At 62.9% G+C, this 20,874-nt stretch carries 21 protein-coding genes, 12 tRNA genes and 2 pseudogenes; 24 read left to right on the top strand and 11 right to left on the bottom strand.

The window, feature by feature from the left end; all coding sequences use genetic code 11:
- Window positions 1–345: ABC transporter ATP-binding protein (locus BN9444_RS09595; protein WP_141681584.1), on the bottom strand; the 345-nt coding region annotated here is incomplete at its 3' end.
- A gap of 117 nt (window positions 346–462) precedes the next feature.
- Between BN9444_RS09595 and BN9444_RS09590 the strand changes: the two genes are divergently transcribed.
- Window positions 463–1,158: a sensor histidine kinase gene (locus tag BN9444_RS09590; RefSeq protein WP_066493009.1), complete on the top strand. Its 696-nt coding sequence runs from the start codon at window positions 463–465 to the stop codon at window positions 1,156–1,158.
- The gene (locus BN9444_RS09585) at window positions 1,155–1,799 is read left to right on the top strand and encodes a response regulator transcription factor (protein ID WP_066493010.1); all 645 of its coding nucleotides are present in this window, start codon (window positions 1,155–1,157) and stop codon (window positions 1,797–1,799) included. The genes BN9444_RS09590 and BN9444_RS09585 overlap by 4 nt, the downstream gene beginning before the upstream one ends.
- Window positions 1,800–1,930: 131 nt before the next feature.
- Here BN9444_RS09585 and BN9444_RS09580 read toward each other — a convergent pair whose 3' ends face one another.
- The 5 genes from BN9444_RS09580 to BN9444_RS09560 all read right to left on the bottom strand — a co-directional run bounded on the left by BN9444_RS09580 (window position 1,931) and on the right by BN9444_RS09560 (window position 5,800).
- Window positions 1,931–2,554 (bottom strand): PIN domain-containing protein, encoded by a 624-nt coding sequence (locus BN9444_RS09580; RefSeq protein WP_066513447.1) that lies wholly within the window; start codon window positions 2,552–2,554, stop codon window positions 1,931–1,933.
- A gap of 4 nt (window positions 2,555–2,558) precedes the next feature.
- On the bottom strand, window positions 2,559–3,395 hold the full coding sequence (locus BN9444_RS09575) for an ImmA/IrrE family metallo-endopeptidase (protein WP_066493016.1): 837 nt from the start codon (window positions 3,393–3,395) through the stop codon (window positions 2,559–2,561).
- Window positions 3,396–3,397: 2 nt separating this feature from the next.
- Window positions 3,398–3,736 carry a helix-turn-helix domain-containing protein gene (locus tag BN9444_RS09570; protein WP_197418410.1) on the bottom strand — a complete coding sequence of 113 codons (339 nt, stop codon included), beginning with the start codon at window positions 3,734–3,736 and terminating at the stop codon, window positions 3,398–3,400.
- Window positions 3,737–3,932: 196 nt separating this feature from the next.
- Complete coding sequence (locus tag BN9444_RS09565) at window positions 3,933–5,165, bottom strand: HRDC domain-containing protein (RefSeq protein ID WP_066493019.1); 1,233 nt, start codon at window positions 5,163–5,165, stop codon at window positions 3,933–3,935.
- Window positions 5,165–5,800, bottom strand: a complete 636-nt coding sequence (locus BN9444_RS09560) for a DUF3000 domain-containing protein (RefSeq protein WP_066513432.1) — start codon at window positions 5,798–5,800, stop codon at window positions 5,165–5,167. Before BN9444_RS09560 ends, BN9444_RS09565 begins: the two co-directional genes overlap by 1 nt.
- A gap of 130 nt (window positions 5,801–5,930) precedes the next feature.
- Between BN9444_RS09560 and hemQ the strand changes: the two genes are divergently transcribed.
- Window positions 5,931–6,626, top strand: a complete 696-nt coding sequence (gene hemQ, locus BN9444_RS09555) for a hydrogen peroxide-dependent heme synthase (protein WP_066513428.1) — start codon at window positions 5,931–5,933, stop codon at window positions 6,624–6,626.
- Window positions 6,627–6,667: 41 nt separating this feature from the next.
- Here the strand turns inward: hemQ and msrB are convergent, their stop codons facing one another.
- From msrB to BN9444_RS09540, 3 genes are all read right to left on the bottom strand, one after another.
- Window positions 6,668–7,081: a peptide-methionine (R)-S-oxide reductase MsrB gene (msrB, locus tag BN9444_RS09550; protein WP_068801824.1), complete on the bottom strand. Its 414-nt coding sequence runs from the start codon at window positions 7,079–7,081 to the stop codon at window positions 6,668–6,670.
- A complete protein-coding gene (locus BN9444_RS09545; protein WP_231732363.1) occupies window positions 7,074–8,369 on the bottom strand; it encodes a glycosyltransferase family 87 protein in 1,296 nt (431 codons plus the stop codon). Before BN9444_RS09545 ends, msrB begins: the two co-directional genes overlap by 8 nt.
- 105 nt (window positions 8,370–8,474) lie before the next feature.
- Window positions 8,475–8,546: transfer RNA gene (locus BN9444_RS09540), tRNA-Val, on the bottom strand.
- Window positions 8,547–8,841: 295 nt separating this feature from the next.
- Between BN9444_RS09540 and BN9444_RS09535 the strand changes: the two genes are divergently transcribed.
- The 6 genes from BN9444_RS09535 to BN9444_RS09510 all read left to right on the top strand — a co-directional run bounded on the left by BN9444_RS09535 (window position 8,842) and on the right by BN9444_RS09510 (window position 9,433).
- A tRNA-Gly gene (locus BN9444_RS09535) sits at window positions 8,842–8,914 on the top strand.
- Between the two features lie 25 nt (window positions 8,915–8,939).
- A tRNA-Val gene (locus BN9444_RS09530) sits at window positions 8,940–9,011 on the top strand.
- A gap of 40 nt (window positions 9,012–9,051) precedes the next feature.
- Window positions 9,052–9,124, top strand: a tRNA-Gly gene (locus tag BN9444_RS09525).
- Between the two features lie 47 nt (window positions 9,125–9,171).
- A tRNA-Cys gene (locus BN9444_RS09520) sits at window positions 9,172–9,242 on the top strand.
- A gap of 24 nt (window positions 9,243–9,266) precedes the next feature.
- Window positions 9,267–9,338: transfer RNA gene (locus BN9444_RS09515), tRNA-Val, on the top strand.
- A gap of 22 nt (window positions 9,339–9,360) precedes the next feature.
- Window positions 9,361–9,433: transfer RNA gene (locus BN9444_RS09510), tRNA-Gly, on the top strand.
- Between the two features lie 46 nt (window positions 9,434–9,479).
- Here the strand turns inward: BN9444_RS09510 and BN9444_RS15490 are convergent.
- The gene (locus BN9444_RS15490; RefSeq protein ID WP_077210070.1) at window positions 9,480–9,932 is read right to left on the bottom strand and encodes an HIT family protein; all 453 of its coding nucleotides are present in this window, start codon (window positions 9,930–9,932) and stop codon (window positions 9,480–9,482) included.
- Between the two features lie 400 nt (window positions 9,933–10,332).
- Between BN9444_RS15490 and BN9444_RS09500 the strand changes: the two genes are divergently transcribed.
- The 15 genes and pseudogenes from BN9444_RS09500 (at window position 10,333) to BN9444_RS09425 (ending at window position 19,905) form a co-directional block, all read left to right on the top strand.
- Window positions 10,333–10,878: a copper resistance CopC family protein gene (locus tag BN9444_RS09500; protein ID WP_066513426.1), complete on the top strand. Its 546-nt coding sequence runs from the start codon at window positions 10,333–10,335 to the stop codon at window positions 10,876–10,878.
- Between the two features lie 13 nt (window positions 10,879–10,891).
- A complete protein-coding gene (locus tag BN9444_RS09495; protein ID WP_066493029.1) occupies window positions 10,892–11,527 on the top strand; it encodes a copper chaperone PCu(A)C in 636 nt (211 codons plus the stop codon).
- A gap of 9 nt (window positions 11,528–11,536) precedes the next feature.
- Window positions 11,537–12,772, top strand: coding sequence for a Dyp-type peroxidase (locus tag BN9444_RS09490; protein WP_066513425.1), 1,236 nt, complete (start codon window positions 11,537–11,539; stop codon window positions 12,770–12,772).
- A 77-nt stretch (window positions 12,773–12,849) separates the two neighbouring features.
- A complete protein-coding gene (gene thrS / locus BN9444_RS09485) occupies window positions 12,850–14,907 on the top strand; it encodes a threonine--tRNA ligase (RefSeq protein WP_066513423.1) in 2,058 nt (685 codons plus the stop codon).
- Complete coding sequence (locus BN9444_RS09480) at window positions 14,894–15,505, top strand: HIT family protein (protein WP_369799447.1); 612 nt, start codon at window positions 14,894–14,896, stop codon at window positions 15,503–15,505. Before thrS ends, BN9444_RS09480 begins: the two co-directional genes overlap by 14 nt.
- Window positions 15,498–16,124: a phosphatidylinositol phosphate synthase gene (pgsA, locus tag BN9444_RS09475; RefSeq protein ID WP_066493038.1), complete on the top strand. Its 627-nt coding sequence runs from the start codon at window positions 15,498–15,500 to the stop codon at window positions 16,122–16,124. The genes BN9444_RS09480 and pgsA overlap by 8 nt, the downstream gene beginning before the upstream one ends.
- Before the next feature lie 15 nt (window positions 16,125–16,139).
- Window positions 16,140–17,048, top strand: coding sequence for a phosphatidylinositol mannoside acyltransferase (locus tag BN9444_RS09470; protein ID WP_066513421.1), 909 nt, complete (start codon window positions 16,140–16,142; stop codon window positions 17,046–17,048).
- Window positions 17,049–17,678, top strand: a pseudogene (locus tag BN9444_RS09465) (glycosyltransferase family 4 protein); the annotation flags it as partial. It lies immediately after the preceding gene.
- 286 nt (window positions 17,679–17,964) lie between these two features.
- A pseudogene (locus BN9444_RS14310) lies at window positions 17,965–18,108 on the top strand (LpxL/LpxP family acyltransferase); the annotation flags it as partial.
- Complete coding sequence (locus tag BN9444_RS09455; protein ID WP_066513417.1) at window positions 18,109–19,197, top strand: glycosyltransferase family 4 protein; 1,089 nt, start codon at window positions 18,109–18,111, stop codon at window positions 19,195–19,197.
- A 214-nt stretch (window positions 19,198–19,411) separates the two neighbouring features.
- Window positions 19,412–19,483, top strand: a tRNA-Val gene (locus tag BN9444_RS09445).
- 40 nt (window positions 19,484–19,523) lie between these two features.
- Window positions 19,524–19,596 (top strand) — tRNA-Gly (locus BN9444_RS09440).
- Window positions 19,597–19,643: 47 nt separating this feature from the next.
- Window positions 19,644–19,714, top strand: a tRNA-Cys gene (locus BN9444_RS09435).
- 24 nt (window positions 19,715–19,738) lie between these two features.
- Window positions 19,739–19,810, top strand: a tRNA-Val gene (locus tag BN9444_RS09430).
- Window positions 19,811–19,832: 22 nt separating this feature from the next.
- Window positions 19,833–19,905 (top strand) — tRNA-Gly (locus BN9444_RS09425).
- On the opposite strand, the gene BN9444_RS09420 is transcribed toward BN9444_RS09425, so the two are convergent.
- A complete protein-coding gene (locus tag BN9444_RS09420) occupies window positions 19,897–20,646 on the bottom strand; it encodes a glycosyltransferase 87 family protein (RefSeq protein WP_478219570.1) in 750 nt (249 codons plus the stop codon). The genes BN9444_RS09425 and BN9444_RS09420 overlap by 9 nt on opposite strands.
- Window positions 20,647–20,874 lie beyond the last annotated feature (228 nt).

Genomic DNA, 20,874 nt, shown 5'->3' with positions numbered 1-20,874 from the left:
GCCGCGCGAGGACCCCGTGAGCATGGCCGGCAGCGCCACGTTATCGACGTTGGTGAGCTCCGGAAGGAGCTGGCCGTCCTGGAAGACGAAGCCGAAGTGCTGGAGACGAAGGCGGGAACGGGCGGCATCGGAAAGCTGGGCAATGTTGGTCTCGCCGAAGAAGACGGCGCCGTCCGTGGGCGTGAGCACGCCCGACATGCAATGCAGCAGCGTGGACTTGCCGGAACCCGAGGGGCCCATGACGGCGACGGTTTCGCCGGGCTGGATGTCGAGGGAAATGCCGGAGAGGACTGGGCCTTGGCCGTAGTCCTTCGTGATGTCATGAAGTGAAAGTGAATGTGTCATGGTTCTAATTTCACAGGTTAAGGCGCACAGATTGAATGGTGCCACCGCTAGAGTTCGCGGTAGTGCTAGCTCTACCCCCGCCCGCCACGGCTGGCGCCATGGTTATGATCGGAGGCGATGTTTAAGCGAAAGACCACCAACGAGGAGCGCCAGGCCGCGGAGATTGCCCGGCTCACGGCCTCACGCCGCGCGATTGCGGACGCCTATGAGGTTGAGCGCCAGCGCATCGAGCGCGACCTCCACGACGGGACGCAACAGTACCTTGTGGCGGCGTCCATCAAGCTCGGTGAGGCTTCCTTGGATCTTACTGGGGAAGCCGCCCAGTTGGTCGCGTCGGCGAAGAAAGACCTTGACGCGGGACTTGCGGCTCTGCGGACGACGGTGCACGGCATCCATCCGCAGGTGCTCAAGGACCACGGGCTGGTGGCCGCGCTTTCCGATGTCGCCTCCTCCTACGGTCCGCACGTTTCCGTCTTTGCGCCGCACCCGCTTCCTTCGCTGTCGCCGTCCGTGCTCGCGGCCGGATACTTCTTCGGGACGGAGGCATTGACGAATGCGGCGAAGCACGCGCCGGGCGCGCCCGTGACGGTGCTCGTGACCTCGGATGCGGATCTGCATATCTCAGTCGTGGACGAAGGCCCGGGTGGCGCGGCCGTCGTGCCGGGCCAGGGGCTTGCAGGCATGGCGCAGCGATTGGAGGCCTTCGGCGGCGCGTTGACGTTGTCCTCGCCTCCAGGTGGGCCGACGCGTGTGGCGTGTTCCATTCCGTTGCTGTTGGACCGTGGGGCTTCTGGACTGGGAGGTGTGCGATGAAGATCGTGTTGGCGGATGACTCGGCGCTGTTGCGCGAGGGCGTGGCCGGTCTCTTGGAGCGCCGAGGCCACGAGATCGTGGGCCAAGCCGCGACGGCGCCCTCGCTTATCGAGTTGGTGAAGACGGGCCCGTTGCCGGACATCGTGGTGACGGACGTGCGGATGCCGCCGAATATGGCGGACGATGGCCTGAAAGCGGCGGTGTCTCTGCGACGCGAGTTTCCGTCGCTGGCAGTCATGGTGCTCTCGCAGTACGTGGCGCCGGCCTATGCGGTGGAACTCTTCGACGTGGACACGGCCGGGACGGGCTACCTCCTCAAAGATCGTGTCTCCGAGGTCGCGGACTTTCTGTCGAGCCTTGAGGTCGTGGCGCAGGGCGGCACGGTCATCGACCCGACGGTCGCCAAGGCACTTATGGCCTCGGGGCGCTCGGGGCTGGCGGAGCTCACGCCGCGCGAGCGCGAGGTGCTCGAGCTCATGAGCCAGGGAAAATCGAACAAGGAGATTGCTTCGGCGCTGGTGCTCTCTGCGGCGGCGGTGGCCAAGCACGTGTCCAATATCTTCCTCAAACTTCGGCTCGACCCGAAGGAAGACAACCGGCGCGTGAAAGCGATTCTGGAGTACCTGGCGGCGCGGCCGTAGTTCCTTGCGAAAATTGTGCTCAGAATCGCGATAGCGGATCGATTTTCGGCAGGAACGAGCGAATACGTTTCCTTACTTCGAGTAGTACTCCACGGCCTTCGGCGGCAGGCTCGATCGCGTGGGCTAAGACATTAACTCCATGTGGAGGGAGCGAGTAACTGAGTATGTGTGATGGGAGGTAATCCGTCGTCCAGGCCACGTAGGCGTTCGTAGAGCTTGCGCATCGTGGCTTTGTCCGGAATGTGCGTGGAACCAGCCGCTCGCTCTAAGACAGTCAGGGTGGTGATGAGGTTCAGGTTTCCGAAATTATGCCCTGCAGCACGCAGCCTTTCGAGGCGAGCCTGCTGGAAAGCGAGGAGTTGCTGTCCGGCGCCGTCATCAATGAGAACCGTGACCGATTTTCCTTGTTCGGCGAGCACGACGGCGTGCGCGATGACTATCGTTTCGCCGAGGTCTTTGCTGATTGTGAAACGGTCAGCGAGCGACATATCAGAGATGCGTGAGACAGCAGCAGACAACTCATCCGTAGCCTCATCAGATAGGACTTCCAAGTACTGTGAGGAAGATAGTGTCTTCCATACGCGGTACGAACGCTCAAAACGCGCATCCTGGCGCGCTTTCCGTTGGATTTCCTCACCGACGATGGCCGGCGCCGAGAGCGGGCCTAGTGTAGCAATGAGCAGACGTTCTTTATTGATAGAAAAGAAATTGAGCCCAGGTCCGGCATCTAAAATGGGACGAGAATGTGGGGTCAAGGGGCTATTCCTTATCGTCCTCGAGTTCTGCTGGCCAGTCGGAAAAGTCGACTTCGACATTGTGTATTTCGTTTGCAGAAGTTTCACGGACGAGCGGGGGAGTTGGCACGATGCCAGCGTCTTCCAGTTCTTGACGTGCTGTGTCTGCGTCGATGCCGCGGAGGGTGGCGATTGTCGCGACCGTGACCACGCCTGCTTCGTAGCCGCGGACAGCAGCAGCAAGCAAGCGCTGCGGGACACGTGGACATTGGGACTCGATTTGCAGCGAACGGTAGTGGTCGATCCACCCGAATCGTGTTGCCCAAGCACTGGTAGTAGTCTTCATCCACACCTTTTTGGTTTCTTCGGAGATGAACCCCGCAGAACATAACGCGATGGAGGCTAAAGAAGGCGAAACTCGAAAATCCTGGATGACTTGTGAAAAGTCGATGGGATCCAGGTCACCAGTGGGAGCTCCAAGTAATTCCCGGAGACCGTCGACAGGCAGGAGGAAGTGGCGTGCAAACGCATCTGCTCGAATTTCGCTGGGGCTTCGATTCGAAAGCTGGTCGGCCTCGCGTGTAGACCAGTCGCGAAATAGTGCATGGGCGAGCTCATGGGCAAGTGAGCTGCGCTGGCGCATGAAGTTCGGCGTACATGCCACCGCTATGAAGGTGACGTTGCGCTTTGGGTCCCACATTGTGAGTCCATGTTCGTTAGGGTCATCGACCTTGACGACGGCGACCTGGTGGCCCGTAGTTTGCTCGATGAGCGTCGCTAGATCACCGAGTGGGCCGTTGCCGAGATGATGCTCGGAACGGAAATGAGCAGCTGCTGCTTGCGCTTCTGTTTCGTTTGACACGCCTATTGCTCCGCCTGGAATCCTTGGTCCGTGAGGTAGTCGTTGATTTCAACAAAAGAAATGAGCTTATCGCGGAGCGTAGTCATCGTAGACCCGTTGGTTGAGCGCGCCGCGTACTGAACTCGTGCGGGAGCATCGCTCGTGCCGGTAAGAAGACCCACGGTGGTGCCGGTGGCGGCAGCAATACGGACGAGCTCGGGCATGGTAGCCGTGCGGGTGCCGTTGACAATACGCGATAGCGTGGACTGCGCAAGCCCAGTGCGGTCTGCCAGTGCTCGCTGTGACAGCTGAGCGCTGACGAGGGCCTCATTGATGCGTGCCCCCACGGCGCGGGAGTCCATGGTCATCTCCGTTCTGAATCATGCAAGGTTTCTTTGATTCAGGCTACTGCTAGATCAAGTAAAAGTCCAGTAGAACAGGGAAAAGAAACACGATCCAAGCATTGGTATTAGTGATCCGGCCTTGCCGGAGAGGGTTCCTGCCGAAAATTGTGCTCAGAATCGCGATAGCTGATCGATTTTTGACAAGAACCGGGGGTTAGCGGAAGAGGGCGCGCTCGAGGATGGGCGTGACGAGCTGGATTTGCCAGTCGCGGCAATCTTCGTCGCGCAGGAGGGCCGGGATGTCCTCAGCGCGGCTAAGCGTGCCAGCGAGGTCGCTGGAGAAACGGGGCTCGCCCAGCGCAGCCCACACGGCGGCGCGGACCGCAGAGGTCTTGATGATGGTCTCGGGCTGCATGACAAGGTCGTCCGCGAGGGCGTCGATCTCGGCGCGGATGTCTTGGTAGACCTCCCAGAGTTCGGGGTAGTCGCGTGACCACGTGGACTTGCCGGGCACGGGAGCCAGCGAACGGTCAGGGCGCGGGAATGTCGAGGGGTCGGCGCGCAGGGCGGTGTCGAGGACCGTGAACCAGGCCTGGGAGGCGCCGGCGCGGCGGCGAGGGAATCCACGGGTGCGGCGGAGGGCTTCCTCGGAGCGCGGCAGGGAACGCGCGACTTCGAGAAGCGCCTTGTTCGCGAGAATTTTGCCGGGCGCGATGTCACGCGCGCGGGCTTGGCGGTCACGGTGCGTCCACAGGGCGCGGGCAGCGGCGAGCTGTGTGGGCGTGCGCAGGCTGCCGATGCCCCGTAAGCTCGTCCAGTCTGGCTCCGGCGGCGCGGTGATGGAACGGTGTTCGTCCACGATATGGGCGAATTCGGCGTTAGCCCAGCCGAGCTTGCCTTCCTCGGCGAGGATATCGGCGAGCTTACGGCCGAGTTCGAGGAGAAGCTCGACGTCGAGGGCGGCATAGGCAAGCTGGTGGGCGGGGATGGGGCGTGCGGACCAGTCCGCGTCGCCGTATGCCTTCTCGAGCTCGACGTCGAAGAGCTCCTCGAGCATGGCGCCAAGGTTCGGGTGGTCGAAGCCGGCCATGCGGGCGGCGAGTTCCGTGTCGAAGATGGCGCTGGGGTAGAGACCGAGCCAGGCGAGGCAGGGAAGATCGCTAGGTGCGGCGTGCATGATCCAGCCCTGGTTGTTGAGCACGGGGGCGAGCGCTGTGGTCAGCGCGTCGCGACCGCCTTCGGGATCGAGGAGGACCGTGCCGGAGCCTGCGCGGCGAATCTGCAGCAGGAAGGCGCGGTCGTCATAGCGGAACGCGGAGGCGCGCTCCGTGTCGATGGCAAACGGGCCGGAGCCCGCCGCAAGCCGGTCCGCGGCGCGCTGGAAGGCGGCTGGGGTCGCGGCGACGGGTGGGATGCCGTCCGCGGGCCTATCGAGAAGATGGGACATTAGCCGCGCATAAGGTCGGTGACGCCCTCCGGCGGAAGGCCGGCAACATTGGCGAGGACCTTGGCAAAGGCCTCCACGTGCGAGGAGAGATCGATGCCGTCCGCGGTCCAGGAGGCGCGCATTTCCATCTGGTGGGCGCGCGGCGGGCCGCCGATTTCGCCGAAGCGGACAGACGCCGTGGACGTCACGGTGCCGCCGAGGTTGGTGTACTCGGCGTGGCAGGCAGACAGAGACTCGGTGAGCCATTCCCAGGCGACATCGGGAAGCAGGGGGTCAGAGGCGACCTCGGAGTCCATGTCGGCCTGGATATAGGCGACAAGGCGCATAGAGCCGGTCCACGACTCCTCCGCGGCCGGGTCGTGGAGCAGGATGAGGCGACCAAAGGCATCGCCCTCGGAGTCCTGCGGAACGACGTCGAGGTCCTGATCGCCCACCTCGAGGCCAATCGCGTGGCTAAACGGCGCCAGCTTCTGCGGCGGACGGATGGTGCCCAGCGTGATCTCGGGACGCATGCGCGCGGCGTGCATGGACTCGACGGCCTGCGTGAAGGCGGCGGGGGTGCCGGACTCGCGGGGGGCATCGGCAGGCTCGGTAGGGCGGAGCTCTGTAGGCTGCTGCGAATTAGTTGGGGTCACGGGGGATAAACCTAGCCGGTGGGTGAGGCTGGGGGTGTGAGGCGCGCCGTGTGGGGTGGAAAGGTGCGCACGGGGCGGTATCCAACTTAAGATGGACTGCGTTCAACCTTTTTACTTTCATGGAGGATTCATGGCCAAGCTTGATTTCGAGGAGCTCAACTCCCGTCAGCAGTACTCGCAGCATGCGGTTTTCCGCGTCTACCCGGGCGCGCTGGGCGCCGAACGCGATGAGGCTATCGCACAGGCCCAGGCCTTCTTCGCTGGTTTGGATGAGGCGATCACCGTTCGTGGCATCTACGACCTGTCCGGCATGCGTGCATCTGCCGACTACATGATCTGGTGGCACGCGGAGGAGTTCTCCGATATCCAGAAGGCGTTCGCGGACTTCCGCCGCGAGACGACCCTGGGGCAGGTCTCTGAAGTCACCTGGGTGGGCAATGCGCTCCACCGCCCGGCCGAATTCAACCGCTCGCACCTACCGTCCTTCATCATGGGCGGGGAGCCGGGCGAGTGGATTGCGGTCTACCCGTTCGTGCGTTCCTACGACTGGTACACGATGGACCCGCAGGAGCGCCGCCGCATCCTCGTCGAGCACGGCAAGCAGGCGCGTAACTACCCCGATGTGCGCGCGAACACCGTGCCGGCCTTCGCGCTGGGTGACTACGAGTGGATGCTCGCGTTCGAGGCCCCGACCCTCGACCGCATCGTTGACCTCATGCACCTAATGCGTTACACCGAGGCGCGCCACCACGTGCGTGAGGAGATTCCGTTCCACACCGGCCACCGCGTGGCGGATGTGGCGGATCTGATTAAGATTCTCCCGTAAAACGATGTGAAGGGCCGCACCTCGGTGGTGCGGCCCTTGTTTTATTTTTCTACCGGCTTCTCTTCGAGATTCAGGCAGATGGAATTAATGCAGTAGCGCAGGTCCGTGGGCGTGTCATAGCCTTCGCCCTCAAAGACGTGGCCCAGGTGCGAGTTGCAGTTGGCGCAGCGGACCTCCGTGCGCACCATGCCGTGGGAGGTATCCGTGTGCTCGACGACCTTTTCGCCCGCGAGCGGGGAGAAGAAGGACGGCCAGCCGCAGTGGGACTCGAACTTCTCAGTGGAGCGGAACAGCTCGGCACCGCACGCGCGGCAGGAGTAGACGCCCTCCGTGGTCGTGTTGGTGTATTCGCCGACATACGGCGGTTCCGTGCCCGCCTGGCGCAGGACGTAGAACTCCTCCGGCGTGAGGCGCTTCTTCCACTCTTCGTCCGCGATCAGCTTGAAATCAGTCATGGCGCGATTCTACGCGCTCATGGGCCCACCATCCCAAGGCTGCGGCGCTTACACCGATGATAACGAAGGCCCATCCCGCGGTGCCCGCGAAGAAATTCATCCACCGTCCCGCGTCTGGCCACTGCACAGAAGTCCACGACATGGGCGCGAGACACAGCACGGCGCCGAGCCACGGCAGCCACGTCTCCAGCGCGTTGCGGCGCGCGAAAATGGTGAATAAAAGGGGCGCGATCCACATGGAGTAGTACTGCTGTCCGAGGCTTGAGAGGAAGAACACGCCCACGAGGACGAGCGGAGCCGTGGTCATAGCCCAGAGCGCGACGTCGGTGTGGCGGCGCCTGAGGAGGGCGATGAGTCCGGCGGCGACTATGAGCGCCATGCCTGTCCAGACTGTGTAGTAGAGTCCGCTGTTTAGCTGGAAGTAGGCGTTGACGCCGGGCCACGAGGAGTTGGCGTAGTCGCGCGTGGTTCCAAGGTAGGGGAGAAGCTTGCCCGTGAAGTCTTCCGTGCCGGGCACGAGCGGCCAGGCAATAACGTTGGTCAGCACCGGCACGCCGATGCCGCCGACGAGGCCCTTCCAGTCCAGTTTGACGATGTGCAAGGCAAGTAGCGGTGCAAACTGCGGCTTGACGAGGATGGCAACGCCAAGGACGAGTCCGGCAAGCCACATCTTTTTTGTCTGGCCTTGTGCGCCCCTGATGAACAGGTAGAGCCAGCCGGTGAGCAAGAGGAGAAGGACGCCGTTGATATTGGAGAAGGTCAGCGTGTTGGTGACAGACTCGGTGGCACATGCGAGAGCGATGGCGATGGGGAGCGTGGCGCCGCTTAAGGGTTTGTTAACGAGTCTGGTGAGGAGTGCTAGTGCGACGATGATGCACGCGGCGTTGGCGAGGATGAACGCCATGCGCGCGGCCGTTGGGTTATCCGCGAGGCCCAGCGGTGTGAGCAGAAGCGTGGCGCCGGGGTTGTAGAGATAGAGCGGATCGACCTGGTCGTAGGCCTGTGCGTAGACGGAGTCGCCAGCCAGCATGCGGCGGACGGCGGAGTAGACCGTCGTGAAGTCGTCCGTAGGGGAGCCGTTGACGGCGCTGATGAGAATCCGGTGTGCGATAAGGACAAGTGCGAGCGGCCACGCGGCGGCGCGGAGGACGCGGTGGCTGATGCTTGGTGCGGCTGTCTCGGGCCCGTCATTCTGTGAGGCCGGGGCGGCCGGCTCGCCGAAGCTGGGGGCTAGGGCGTGCCGGGCGGTAAACAGGCCGTCGATTCTCGCGCGCAGGGATTTATTCACGTGTGTGGATTCTAGGGAATAGGCGCAGGGAACATGGGGTGCCACACGGAGTACGGGCAAGCAAAAACCCCGGTTGCGAGGTGAACTCGCCGCCGGGGCTGATTGTGGTCCTAGTTGGGATTGAACCAACGACCTTTCCGGTGTGAACGGAACGCTCTCCCACTGAGCTATAGGACCTCATTGGGTACAGGAGAAAAATAGCACGCTCCTGTGTGCGGTACCTAATCGGCAGGTCGGGGTGAAATCGTGGCGCGGATCGCTGGGCTGCGTCGTGTTCGAGTGGCCGTGACGGTGTCGTGTTGTGCTGAAATGACAGTGGTGTCATTCGGGTGCGTGTCTCGGGTGCTTGGGGATGAGTGAAACCCGCGTCTGAACGGGCGATTTGGCAAACTGTGGCTCCAAAGGATAATGTTTCTACTCGCACCGCACAGTGTTGTTAATTCTTACATCAAAACATCACATCGCAGTGCATGCGGATGTAGCGCAGTTGGTAGCGCATCACCTTGCCAAGGTGAGGGTCGCGAGTTCGAGTCTCGTCATCCGCTCAGGTTCTTTTATGAACCGAATCCCGCGCGATTAGCTCAGCGGGAGAGCGCTTCCCTGACACGGAAGAGGTCACTGGTTCAATCCCAGTATCGCGCACACGGACTTTTAGTCCCAGAAACCGGGCCTGGTTTCGAATGCGGATGTAGCGCAGTTGGTAGCGCATCACCTTGCCAAGGTGAGGGTCGCGAGTTCGAGTCTCGTCATCCGCTCAGGTACTTCTCTTCTTTGAGAGTGTACTGTTGAGGCGGTAAGCCACGGTGGAATGGCCGAGTGGTGAGGCAAAGGTCTGCAAAACCTTGCACACGGGTTCGATTCCCGTTTCCACCTCAAAGTCTTCACGTGAAGATGCCCGCGCGATTAGCTCAGCGGGAGAGCGCTTCCCTGACACGGAAGAGGTCACTGGTTCAATCCCAGTATCGCGCACAGAAACCCCCGGGTTTCGAATGCGGATGTAGCGCAGTTGGTAGCGCATCACCTTGCCAAGGTGAGGGTCGCGAGTTCGAGTCTCGTCATCCGCTCAGTTTAAAGCGTCGCCCTACGGGGCGACGCTTTTGCGTTGTGGGTCTAGACGCGTAACCGTGCACGGAGACCTGCTCGCATTGAGTCGAGTTTCTTTGGCGATGGTCGATGGACATCGTCATACATTTCTTCTGGCGGGACCCACCACACCGGTCCTTTCCCAGACATCCCGTGTCCACCCATGTCGCCATTGCGGCGTGGGAAAAGGTGCCAGTGAAGGTGGGTATCGCCGTTTCCGAGGAGTTCGTAGTTCATTTTCTCGGCGCCAAAGGCTGTGGTGACGGCTTCCGCGACAACGGACATCTCAAAGAGGAATTGGGAGCGGAAGTCTGGCTCAAGGAGGAACAGCTCCGTGTCGTGGAGCTTGCAGAGAAAGAGCGTGTAGCCGTGGAAATACTGATGATCGCCGAGCACGACATACCCAGTATTGAGTTCTGCAACGAAATAGGGGTTGCGACCTTGTTTGATGTCGTCGATACGTGCGCAGATTAAGCACATTGGATGTCGTCCCTCTCGCTGGGGCCTCTCTGTTCAGAGGCATCTGGATTCTTTGACGTCATAGTACTGACTGAATGTGCGCGGAATGTGAGAATGACGTCCGTTTCCTCTAGCGGTAGTTCGGTGCGGCATGAAGCTGGGGTGTGGAAAATTTTCGCCGAGAAGATGCCCGAAATCGGTGGTGCGGAAGTGCTTTCTCGGCGAAAACTACAGTGGCGGCGCAAAGAGCCCGCGAAAGTGTGACGTTCATCTTTGTTGGGAACCAATGGCAGCGAGGCAACGACTATCTGGGTATCGCGCGCTGGTCCCGAGGCGGAAAGCTGTGGGGGTAGGCGGCGGCGATACGATGTGATAATTGCACGGATACCTTCCGCACTTTGAGACAAGGAGCATCACCTTCATGAGAATTCTTCGTTCGGGCCTTCGTTCGAGTGCAGCAGCGCTCGTCGCGGCAGCGGCACTCGCAACGGCACCGGTTGCTCAGGCCCACGACTCAGTGGTGGGCGGCAACGTGGTAAGCGATGCGCCGCTTGAAGAGTTCCCAAAGGAAATCACGCTGGAGTTCTCCGCGATTCCGCGCGAGGGGTTCAATACCTTCGCGGTGACGGACACGAACTCGGGCGACGTGATCTTCGATGCGGAGCCGACCGTGGACGGCCGCGAGCTCACCGTGGAGACGCCGGAAGGCGTGAACCCGGGACCGGGCCACTACCAGGTGGGATTCCAAATCACGTCCTCGGATGGACATGCAACGCGTGGCTCGGTGCCGTTTGACGTTGCTGGCCAGGCGGCTGGTTCCTCCGAGGAATCCACGACGGGCGATCCGGTCGCGGATGCGGCGCAAAATGCGTCGACGCCGTGGAAGTGGATCATCGCCGTGGGGGCGGTCCTTGCAGTTATCGCAGTACTCATCCTCTTCGCGGCAAAGTCTCGCCGTAATGATTAAGAAAGGCACGTTCATGCTCAATACTCGTACCGTCCTCGTTTCTTCCGTCGTCGCCGCGGCCCTCGCGCTTGCGGCATGCTCGCCGGCGCAGGAGAACGACTCGGCAGAGAAGGTGGACACTGCATCGTCCGCAGCGGCAAAGGCTAGCGCGGACAAGAGCGCTGAAGCAGGTTCTGAAGAGCACGCCATGGGCGACATCCACATGCACGACGGCGTCGTGCGTGAGATGGCCGCGGACTCGGATATGACCGCCATCTTCGGCGAGATCCACAACGGCTCGAATAAGGACATCCACGTCACGGGCTTCACCACGTCCATTGACGCCAAGATGAACCAGATTCACGAGGTCGTCGACGGTGTCATGCAGGAAGACACCGATGGTCTCATGATCCCGGCCGGCGAGTCCGTGACCCTGGCCCCGGGTGGCCAGCACCTCATGCTCATGGGTGTTGCCGAGCCGGTCATGGCTGGCGAGGAAGTCGACGTCACGCTGGAGCTTGAGGACGGCACGACCGTCGACCTGGGCGCGCAGCCGGTGCGTTCCATGAACGCCGGCGAGGAGGGCTACCAGGACATGGAAGGCGGCATGGCCGGAATGTCGGAGATGCCAGGGATGGCGGACATGTCCGAGCACGACCACGCCCACTAAGGACTAGCAATGACACATGCGCAGTTGGGACGCCGCGAGCTCATGGCCGGCGGCGCCGTCGCGGCAAGCGCGCTCGTGGTGGCGAGCTGTGCCCGCGGTAAAGAAGCGGATCCGGTCGGTCAGGCAACGAGTGGGGAGAAAGGGGCATCGGTAAGCGGTGCCCCGCTTGCGGATGCCATTGTGCCTTTTGATGGCGAGCACCAGGCGGGCGTGCAAACGCCCTCGCAGGCGCACGTCAACCTCGTCGGATTTAACCTCAAGGATGGGGCGGGGCAGCGTGGGGCGCGCAACCTGATGCGGCTGTGGACCGAGGACGCGCGGGCGTTGTGCACGGCGGAAACGCCGCGCGGATCGCTCGAGCCGGAGATGACGCAGACCCCCGCGAACCTCACGGTGACGTGCGGCTGGGGCGAGTCTTTCTTCGCAAAGATTGGTGCGCAGAAGCCGGAGTGGCTGGGCGACGTCCGCTCGTATACGAGGGACAAGCTGCGCCCTGAATGGGGCCAGACGGATGTCGTGCTACAGATTTGTTGCGACGATCAGCTCACGGCCTCGCACGTCCTGCGCCATATGGTGCGCTCGGGCGCGTCGTATGCGGACGTGGCGTGGGTGCAGCAGGGCTTCCTCAATGCTAACGGCTCGTTGGAGGACGGGGAGACCCCGCGCAACGTGTTCGGCCAGAAGGACGGGACCGTCAATCCCAAGACGGACGCGGACTTTGGCGAGCAGGTATGGATTGAGGATGGGCCGTTCAAGGGCGGCACGGCGATGGTCGTGCGGCGCATCAATATGAACATGGAGACGTGGGAGGAAGTCGACCGTCATGCGCGGGAGATTTCCATTGGCCGCACGTTGGATAACGGTGCGCCGCTGTCGGGCACGGAAGAAAACGATCCGGTGGACCTCGAGGCGCGCGACAAGTACGGGTTGAAGGCTATTGACCCGACGTCGCACGTGGCGCGTGCCCATCCGCCGGCGGACCATCCGGAGCAGGTCATTTTGCGCAGGCCGTATAACTTTGACCTGGCGCCCTCACCGGAACGGCCGGGGGAATTGTCTAACTCCGGGCAGATCTTTATCTGCTTTCAGAAGAATCCGCGCGAGCAGTTTGAGCCCATTCAAGCGCGCCTGGATGAGCTCGATCAGCTCAATACGTGGATTACGCACGTGGGCTCGGCGATGTACTACGTGGTGCCCGGTACGCAGGGCGGTACTAGTTGGGGAGAAAACCTCTTAAAGGGGTAGACTTATTCGCTGTATCTTGACCTTTAGCGGGGCTGGCCAGGTATGCCCGTCCCGCGTGAGCGCATAAGGAGCGCGACATGGCGGAAATGATCCCTGCTGTACCGGTGAACTACGAGCCCGTGACGGTCCCGGCCGGCACTCCGGTGGGCCAGGCCCTCAAGGACTTGCCGAACAAGGGCCCGGAGGCCGTTGTGGTTGTCCGTGACGAGAGCGGCATGCTCTTCGACCTCTCCCACACCCCGGAGACGGACACCGTGTTCACGCCGGTCGCAGCGAGTGAGGAAGACGGTCGCGCCGTCATCCGCCACTCCACGGGTCACGTCATGGCGCAGGCCGTGCAGGATCTTTTCCCGGGCACGAAGTTGGGCATTGGCCCGGCCATCGAGAACGGCTTCTACTTTGACTTCCAGACGGCCGAGCCGTTTACGCCGGAAGACCTGAAGAACATTGAGAAGCGGATGAAGAAGATCATCAAGTCCGCACAGCGCTTCGAGCGCCACACCTACGCCTCCAACGAGGAAGCGGAGAAGGCGCTGGCCGAGGAGCCGTTCAAGCTCGAGCTCGTGGTCGACAAATCCAACGTCGACCCGGATTCGGACGAGGCCGCCGAGGTGGGCGCGGGCGATCTCACGCACTACGACAACGTCAACCCGCGCACGGGCGAGGTCGAGTGGTTCGACCTGTGCCGTGGGCCGCACGTGCCGACCACGAAGTACATCCCGGCCTTCGCGCTCACCCGTTCTTCTGCCGCCTACTGGCGTGGCGACCAGAACAATGCCGGCCTGCAGCGCATCTACGGCACGGCCTTCGAGTCCAAGGAGCAGCTCGAGGCGTACCAGACCATGCTGGAAGAGGCGGAGAAGCGCGACCACCGCCGCTTGGGCCAAGAGCTGGACCTGTTCAGCTTCCCGGACGAGATTGGCTCTGGCTTCCCGGTGTTCCACCCGAACGGCGGCATCATCCGTCTGGAGATGGAGGAGCACTCCCGTCGCCGCCACATCGCGGCCGGCTACGACTTCGTCAACACTCCGCACATCACGAAGGGCGACCTCTTCGCCAAGTCCGGCCACCTAGACTTCTACAAGGACGGCATGTTCCCGCCCATGCAGCTCGACGGCGAGACGGACGAGGAAGGCAACGTCACCAAGCAGGCGCAGGATTACTACGCCAAGCCGATGAACTGCCCCATGCACAACCTCATCTTCGCGTCGCGTGGTCGCTCCTACCGTGAGCTGCCGCTGCGCCTCTTCGAGTTCGGTACGGTCTACCGCTACGAGAAGTCGGGCGTTATCCATGGCCTCACGCGTGCCCGCGGCTTCACGCAGGACGACTCGCACATCTACTGCACCGAGGATCAGCTCGAGGAAGAGCTCACGAGCGTGCTCGAGTTCATCATCTCGCTGCTCAAGGACTACGGCTTGGACGACTTCTACCTGGAGCTGTCCACCAAGGACCCGAATAAGTTTGTGGGCTCGGACGAGATTTGGGAGCGCTCCACGGAGATCCTGCAGCGCGTCGCGGAGCGTTCGGGCCTCGAGCTCGTGCCGGACCCGGCGGGTGCCGCGTTCTACGGCCCGAAGATTTCGGTCCAGGCGCGTGACGCTATTGGCCGTACGTGGCAGATGTCCACGGTGCAGCTCGACTTCAACCTGCCGGAGCGTTTCGAGCTGGAGTACACCGCGCAGGACGGCACGAAGAAGCGCCCGATCATGATCCACCGCGCGCTCTTCGGCTCCATCGAGCGTTTCTTCGGCGTGCTGCTTGAGCACTACGCCGGCGCCTTCCCGGCCTGGCTGGCGCCGCACCAGGTCATCGGTATTCCGGTCGCGGACGATTTCGCGCCGCACTTGGAGAGGATCATGGAGCAGCTGCGTGCCCGCGGTGTGCGCGCGACTGTCGATACCTCGGACGACCGCATGCAGAAGAAGATCCGCAATCACACCACGGGCAAGGTGCCGTTCATGCTCCTAGCCGGTGCCCGCGATGTCGAGGCCGACGCCGTGTCCTTCCGCTTCCTGGACGGCACGCAGGTCAACGGCGTGCCGGTGGGCCGCGCGGTCGATGTCATCGAGGACTGGATCCGCTCGCGCAACAACGAGCAGCCGTCTGAGGGAAACATCGGTGCCCGCGTTTAAGCCTTCCGATGCCGCCGGTTCGGCCGACGTGCCCGCGGGCGAGCCCGCTCACGCGGGCACGTACGTTGACTCCGGCGTAGGCACGCCCGATCGCTTGGAGCGTCTGTGGGCGCCGTTCCGACAGGCCTACATCACGGACCCGGGACGCACGTCCACGGATCCCTTCGTCGAGGCGCCGAAGAAGTCGGACGAGGACGCGCTCATCATCGCGCGCGGCGAGCACGTCTATGCGTTGCTCAACCTGTTTCCGTATAACGCGGGGCACCTCATGGTCGTGCCGTACCGCAAGGAATCCCAGCTGGAGAACCTGACGGACGCGGAAACGGCTGAGCTTATGGCCTTCGCGAAGAAGGCTGTGCGCACGCTCAAGCGCGTCTCCCGGCCGGAGGCCATCAACGTCGGCTTCAACCTGGGTAAGGCCTCGGGCGGCTCGGTGGGTGACCATCTTCACCTGCACGTCGTGCCGCGCTGGGCGGGCGACAGCAACTTTATGACTATCATCGACGGCACGAAGGTTTTGCCTGCGTTGCTGAGGGATACCCGCGCGGTGCTCGCCGCAGGGTGGCAAGAAATCGAAGAGGAAGACAAGCATGCTTAGTGTGCATGGCCGCAAGCCGGCCGCCGTCGTGGTGGAACCCGTCGCCAAGACATTTCTCAAAATGGGGCTCACGCCCAACGTCGTGACCGTGGTGGGCACGGTGGTCACCATCGCGATCGCCGTGGTCCTCATCCCCACGAACCATCTCTTCGCTGCCGCCATCCTCTCCGGTCTCTTTGCCGCGTTCGACATGCTCGATGGCACGATGGCCCGCATGACCACGGGCGGTTCGCGTTTTGGTGCGACCCTCGATGCGTCGTGCGACCGCATCACGGACGGCGCACTGTTTGCCTCCATCGTCTACTGGTTGGTTTACGTGGACCACGCGAGCTCGTGGACCGTGGTGGCGTGCCTCATCGTTCTCGTGTGCTCGCAGGTCATTTCGTATATCAAGGCGCGCGGAGAGGCGAGCGGTTTCACGATTGTGGGCGGTCTCATCGAGCGCCCCGAGCGCCTCATCATCGGTCTCGTGGGCGTGGGCTTCGAGGGCCTCGGCATCCCGTACTCCATCGAGGTCGCCCTGTGGATCCTCGTGGTCGGTTCCATCTGGACCGTTATTGAGCGCATGCTGCAGGCCCGCCGCCAGGACACGAAGGCACGCTTTAAAGAAGACCTCTAGAAAGGCCGGACACGCATGAGCAAGCCTGCTCTCCTGACCGAACACCTTGCCGCCGCCGGTTACCTCGCCGGCTGGCGGCTTGTCCGCTATTTACCGGACTCCGTGGCCTCGTGGATCTTCGAGCGCGGGGCCGATTATGCCTCGGACAACGGCCGGGGCATGGAGATGCTCCGCCGCAACCTGGCGCGTGTCGTGGGCCCGGAGAACGTCACGCGCGAGCTGGTGCGCGATTCGATGCGCTCCTACATGCGCTACTGGAAAGAGGCGTTCCGCCTGCAGGCTTTGCATGAGGATCCGCATCTTCTAGCGAAGCTGAACGCGGGGTTGCAGGGGTTTGAGCATTTCGCGGCATCGGAAAGCACAGGGCGCGGGGTCATCCTGGCGCTGCCGCACTCGGGCAACTGGGACATGGCTGGCGTGACGCTTATCGGGCGCGGCCGATCGTTTACGACGGTGGCCGAGCGGGTCAAGCCTGAAGTCCTCTTCAACGCCTTCGTGGATTTCCGCGAGTCCCTGGGCTTCGAGGTGTTGCCGCTCACGGGCGGGGAGCACCCCATGGCGCACCTTAAGTCTGTGCTCGAGCAAGGAGGCGTCGTGTGCCTGCTCGCCGAGCGCGACCTCACGCGTACCGGCGTCACCGTGAATTTCTTTGGCGAGGAGGCCAACTTCGCGGCGGGCCCGGCGGTCCTCGCGCGGGAGACGGGCGCGGCACTGCACGTCGTGCACTCCTGGTTCGAGGGCGACGGCTGGGGCCTGAGCGTCTCCGAGCCGGTCGAGGTGACGACGGTGGAGGAGACCACTCAGCGCCTCGCCGATGGCTTTGCGGAGAACATCGAGGCGCACCCGGCGGATTGGCATATGCTGCAGCCGGAGTGGAACGTCGACGTAGAGGCGCGTCGCACGCGCCGCGCGAAAGGACAATGAATGAAAATTGGCTTTGTCTGCCCTTATTCTTTCGATGAGCCCGGCGGCGTGCAGGCGCACATCATTGACTTGGCGACGGTACTCATCGAGCGCGGCCACGAGGTCCAGGTGCTGGGCCCCGCGGCGCCGGAAACCTCGCTGCCGGACTTCGTGGTCAAGGGCGGAGGCTCGATTCCCATCAACTACAACGGCTCCGTGGCGCGATTGTCCATTGGACCGCAGGTTGTGCGGACGACGCGTCGGTTTATCCGCGAGGGCAACTTCGACATCCTCCACATTCACGAACCCAATAGTCCGTCCTTTTCCATGGCGGCGCTGCGGATTGCGCAGGGGCCCATCGTGGCGACGTATCACGCCTCGGCGGCAAGTTCGCGGCTGCTCACCATGGCTAAGCCCTTCCTCATGCCCATGCTGGAAAAGGTCCGCGGCGGGATAGCGGTCTCTGAGATGGCACGGCGCTGGCAGGTGGAACAGCTGGGCGGCGACCCTGTGCTCATTCCGAACGGCGTGGATACCTCCGTCTACGCGGCGGCCGCGCGCGAGCCTTCCACTGAGGGCCCTGTGGAGATTGTCTTCTTGGGCCGCCTCGATGAGCCGCGCAAGGGGCTCGACGTCCTGCTCAAGGCCCTGGAGGNGCAGCGGCTGTGGACGTGACGCCCGGCGTACCGGCCGCTGGCCCGGCGCTCATCGCGCCGCTGCGCGGATTCCGGCAGGCAAGAACGAACCACACCGCGGCGACTAGTGCCATGAGCACGACGAGGACGTTGCGCAGTGCAAGGGCGGCGATGGGCAGAAACTGCGTGCCATCGGGGGAGTAGATGGCCTCGTAGTTGAACGGGTAGACGAAGGTGCCCAGGCCGGCGCAGACGACGGCGAAGACGGCGAGCGTCCACAGCAGCGTGCGCTGCGCGGTGGNACGACGGTGGAGGAGACCACTCAGCGCCTCGCCGATGGCTTTGCGGAGAACATCGAGGCGCACCCGGCGGATTGGCATATGCTGCAGCCGGAGTGGAACGTCGACGTAGAGGCGCGTCGCACGCGCCGCGCGAAAGGACAATGAATGAAAATTGGCTTTGTCTGCCCTTATTCTTTCGATGAGCCCGGCGGCGTGCAGGCGCACATCATTGACTTGGCGACGGTACTCATCGAGCGCGGCCACGAGGTCCAGGTGCTGGGCCCCGCGGCGCCGGAAACCTCGCTGCCGGACTTCGTGGTCAAGGGCGGAGGCTCGATTCCCATCAACTACAACGGCTCCGTGGCGCGATTGTCCATTGGACCGCAGGTTGTGCGGACGACGCGTCGGTTTATCCGCGAGGGCAACTTCGACATCCTCCACATTCACGAACCCAATAGTCCGTCCTTTTCCATGGCGGCGCTGCGGATTGCGCAGGGGCCCATCGTGGCGACGTATCACGCCTCGGCGGCAAGTTCGCGGCTGCTCACCATGGCTAAGCCCTTCCTCATGCCCATGCTGGAAAAGGTCCGCGGCGGGATAGCGGTCTCTGAGATGGCACGGCGCTGGCAGGTGGAACAGCTGGGCGGCGACCCTGTGCTCATTCCGAACGGCGTGGATACCTCCGTCTACGCGGCGGCCGCGCGCGAGCCTTCCACTGAGGGCCCTGTGGAGATTGTCTTCTTGGGCCGCCTCGATGAGCCGCGCAAGGGGCTCGACGTCCTGCTCAAGGCCCTGGAGGTTCTGGAGCGCGACGTCCGCGTGACCGTCATGGGCGGCGGCAGCCCGCGCTCCGTGGAGGGTGTGGACTTCGTGGGCCGAGTGTCGGACGCGGAGAAGGCCGAGATTCTCGGTCGCGCGGATATTTATGTCGCGCCGAACCTGGGCGGGGAGTCCTTCGGCATTGTGCTCGTCGAGGCCATGGCGGCCGGCGCGGCCGTCGTCGCCAGCGACCTTGAAGCTTTCGCGGCCGTGTGTGACGCGGACTCGGAACAGCCCGCGGGCCGACTCTTCCGGACCGGCGACGCCGCGGACCTCGCGCTTGCCCTGCGTGAGCTCACTGACTCGCCAGAACAGCGCGCTCGGCTACGCGACGCCGGATGTGCACGGGCTGCGATATATGACTGGGACAACGTGGCCACGCAGGTGCTGCAGGTCTACGAGACGGTCCAGGACGGATCGAAGGTGAGGGCGTAATGGATTATGTGATCGTTGCCGTCGTCGCGATTATCGTCGCGGTTATCCTTGCCTGGGCGTATTTTACGGCGCAGCGGCTCAATCGCCTGCACATACGTATCGACTCTTCGCTCGCGCAGCTCGAGGCGGCGCTAGACCGCCGGGCTGCGGTGGCGGCGGCTCTCGAACCCTCGCTGCGCGAGGCGGCCCGCGCNTCTTTTATGAACCGAATCCCGCGCGATTAGCTCAGCGGGAGAGCGCTTCCCTGACACGGAAGAGGTCACTGGTTCAATCCCAGTATCGCGCACACGGACTTTTAGTCCCAGAAACCGGGCCTGGTTTCGAATGCGGATGTAGCGCAGTTGGTAGCGCATCACCTTGCCAAGGTGAGGGTCGCGAGTTCGAGTCTCGTCATCCGCTCAGGTACTTCTCTTCTTTGAGAGTGTACTGTTGAGGCGGTAAGCCACGGTGGAATGGCCGAGTGGTGAGGCAAAGGTCTGCAAAACCTTGCACACGGGTTCGATTCCCGTTTCCACCTCAAAGTCTTCACGTGAAGATGCCCGCGCGATTAGCTCAGCGGGAGAGCGCTTCCCTGACACGGAAGAGGTCACTGGTTCAATCCCAGTATCGCGCACAGAAACCCCCGGGTTTCGAATGCGGATGTAGCGCAGTTGGTAGCGCATCACCTTGCCAAGGTGAGGGTCGCGAGTTCGAGTCTCGTCATCCGCTCNCGAAGAAGGCGAGGGTGCTCTCCGGGGTCCAGCCGCCACGGATAAAACGATAGAGGGCCCAGCCCAAGCCGAAGAGGACGACGGCAGCCATGGCGAACGTGGTGATCTGGGTGGCCGTCTCAACGCCGGGGCCGGTGATTTCGAAGCTCTTGGAGGGGGCATAGGCAAGCTTCCATGTGCCCAGGTCGAAGAAGTTGCGGTAGACGAACGGAGTGGCGGCGACGGACTCGATCTGGAGGCCGCGGACCTCTTGGTAATCAAGCGGCGAAGTGAGCCGGTCCACGCCCGCGAAGGCGATGGTCGCGGCGACGACGGCGGCGCCGGTGCCCACGAAGGCTGCAAGTGCGGACCACGTGCGCCCACGGGTGGCCCGGCCCACGATGCCCGCGGCGAGCACGCCCGGCCACAGCTTCATGGCGGTGGCGATAGCCACCATCGCGCCGGACAGAGCCGGGTGCTTGAAGAGGAAGTATCCCGCGGCCGCGACGACGAGGGCGGGGAAGAGGTCGAGACGCAGCAGGAAGACCTGGCCGGCGGCCGTGCCGAAGAAGACCCAGAGCCACGCGGCATCGATGGCAGCCTTCGTCTCAGGATGGCGACGCAGCACGAGCGCCATAAACGCCGCGTCGAGGACGAGGATCATAATGGGGAAGGCGATCCAATAGACGTGGAAGTCGGGTCCGACGAGGCGGGCAAGCAGTGCCGAAGGCAGCTGTCCGAGCCACGGATATTCCGTCATGGCCGTGGGGTCATCCCCGTAGATGCCAAAGTGGTAGTAGTACACGTCGCCCAGCGGATTGTCTTCGAGCTTGATAAACCAGACGGAGAGCAACCGGGCGACGACCCAGCCGACCCACACGGCGGGGACGGAACGGAGGAGACGAGACAACATGCGGGCAACTTTCACGCGGCGAGGGTAGACGTAACCCCTAGAACAATAGCAAGTGAGATCGGTCCTATACTTGCA

The organism is Corynebacterium phoceense, assembly GCF_900092335.1.
Lineage (GTDB): Bacteria > Actinomycetota > Actinomycetes > Mycobacteriales > Mycobacteriaceae > Corynebacterium > Corynebacterium phoceense.
Note: the sequence above shows the minus strand (reverse complement) of the source record. Positions and strands in the feature narration are given on the sequence as shown.

Coding starts and splice junctions, on each gene's coding strand:
- BN9444_RS09495 (WP_066493029.1), top strand. CDS start 10,892: ATGCTCAATACTCGTACCGTCCTCGTTTCTTCCGTCGTCGCCGCGGCC.
- BN9444_RS09585 (WP_066493010.1), top strand. CDS start 1,155: ATGAAGATCGTGTTGGCGGATGACTCGGCGCTGTTGCGCGAGGGCGTG.
- BN9444_RS09455 (WP_066513417.1), top strand. CDS start 18,109: ATGAAAATTGGCTTTGTCTGCCCTTATTCTTTCGATGAGCCCGGCGGC.
- BN9444_RS09470 (WP_066513421.1), top strand. CDS start 16,140: ATGAGCAAGCCTGCTCTCCTGACCGAACACCTTGCCGCCGCCGGTTAC.
- pgsA (WP_066493038.1), top strand. CDS start 15,498: ATGCTTAGTGTGCATGGCCGCAAGCCGGCCGCCGTCGTGGTGGAACCC.
- BN9444_RS09590 (WP_066493009.1), top strand. CDS start 463: ATGTTTAAGCGAAAGACCACCAACGAGGAGCGCCAGGCCGCGGAGATT.
- BN9444_RS15490 (WP_077210070.1), bottom strand. CDS start 9,932: ATGTGCTTAATCTGCGCACGTATCGACGACATCAAACAAGGTCGCAAC.
- BN9444_RS09565 (WP_066493019.1), bottom strand. CDS start 5,165: ATGTCCCATCTTCTCGATAGGCCCGCGGACGGCATCCCACCCGTCGCC.
- msrB (WP_068801824.1), bottom strand. CDS start 7,081: ATGACTGATTTCAAGCTGATCGCGGACGAAGAGTGGAAGAAGCGCCTC.
- BN9444_RS09570 (WP_197418410.1), bottom strand. CDS start 3,736: ATGGACTCCCGCGCCGTGGGGGCACGCATCAATGAGGCCCTCGTCAGC.
- hemQ (WP_066513428.1), top strand. CDS start 5,931: ATGGCCAAGCTTGATTTCGAGGAGCTCAACTCCCGTCAGCAGTACTCG.
- BN9444_RS09490 (WP_066513425.1), top strand. CDS start 11,537: ATGACACATGCGCAGTTGGGACGCCGCGAGCTCATGGCCGGCGGCGCC.
- thrS (WP_066513423.1), top strand. CDS start 12,850: ATGGCGGAAATGATCCCTGCTGTACCGGTGAACTACGAGCCCGTGACG.
- BN9444_RS09500 (WP_066513426.1), top strand. CDS start 10,333: ATGAGAATTCTTCGTTCGGGCCTTCGTTCGAGTGCAGCAGCGCTCGTC.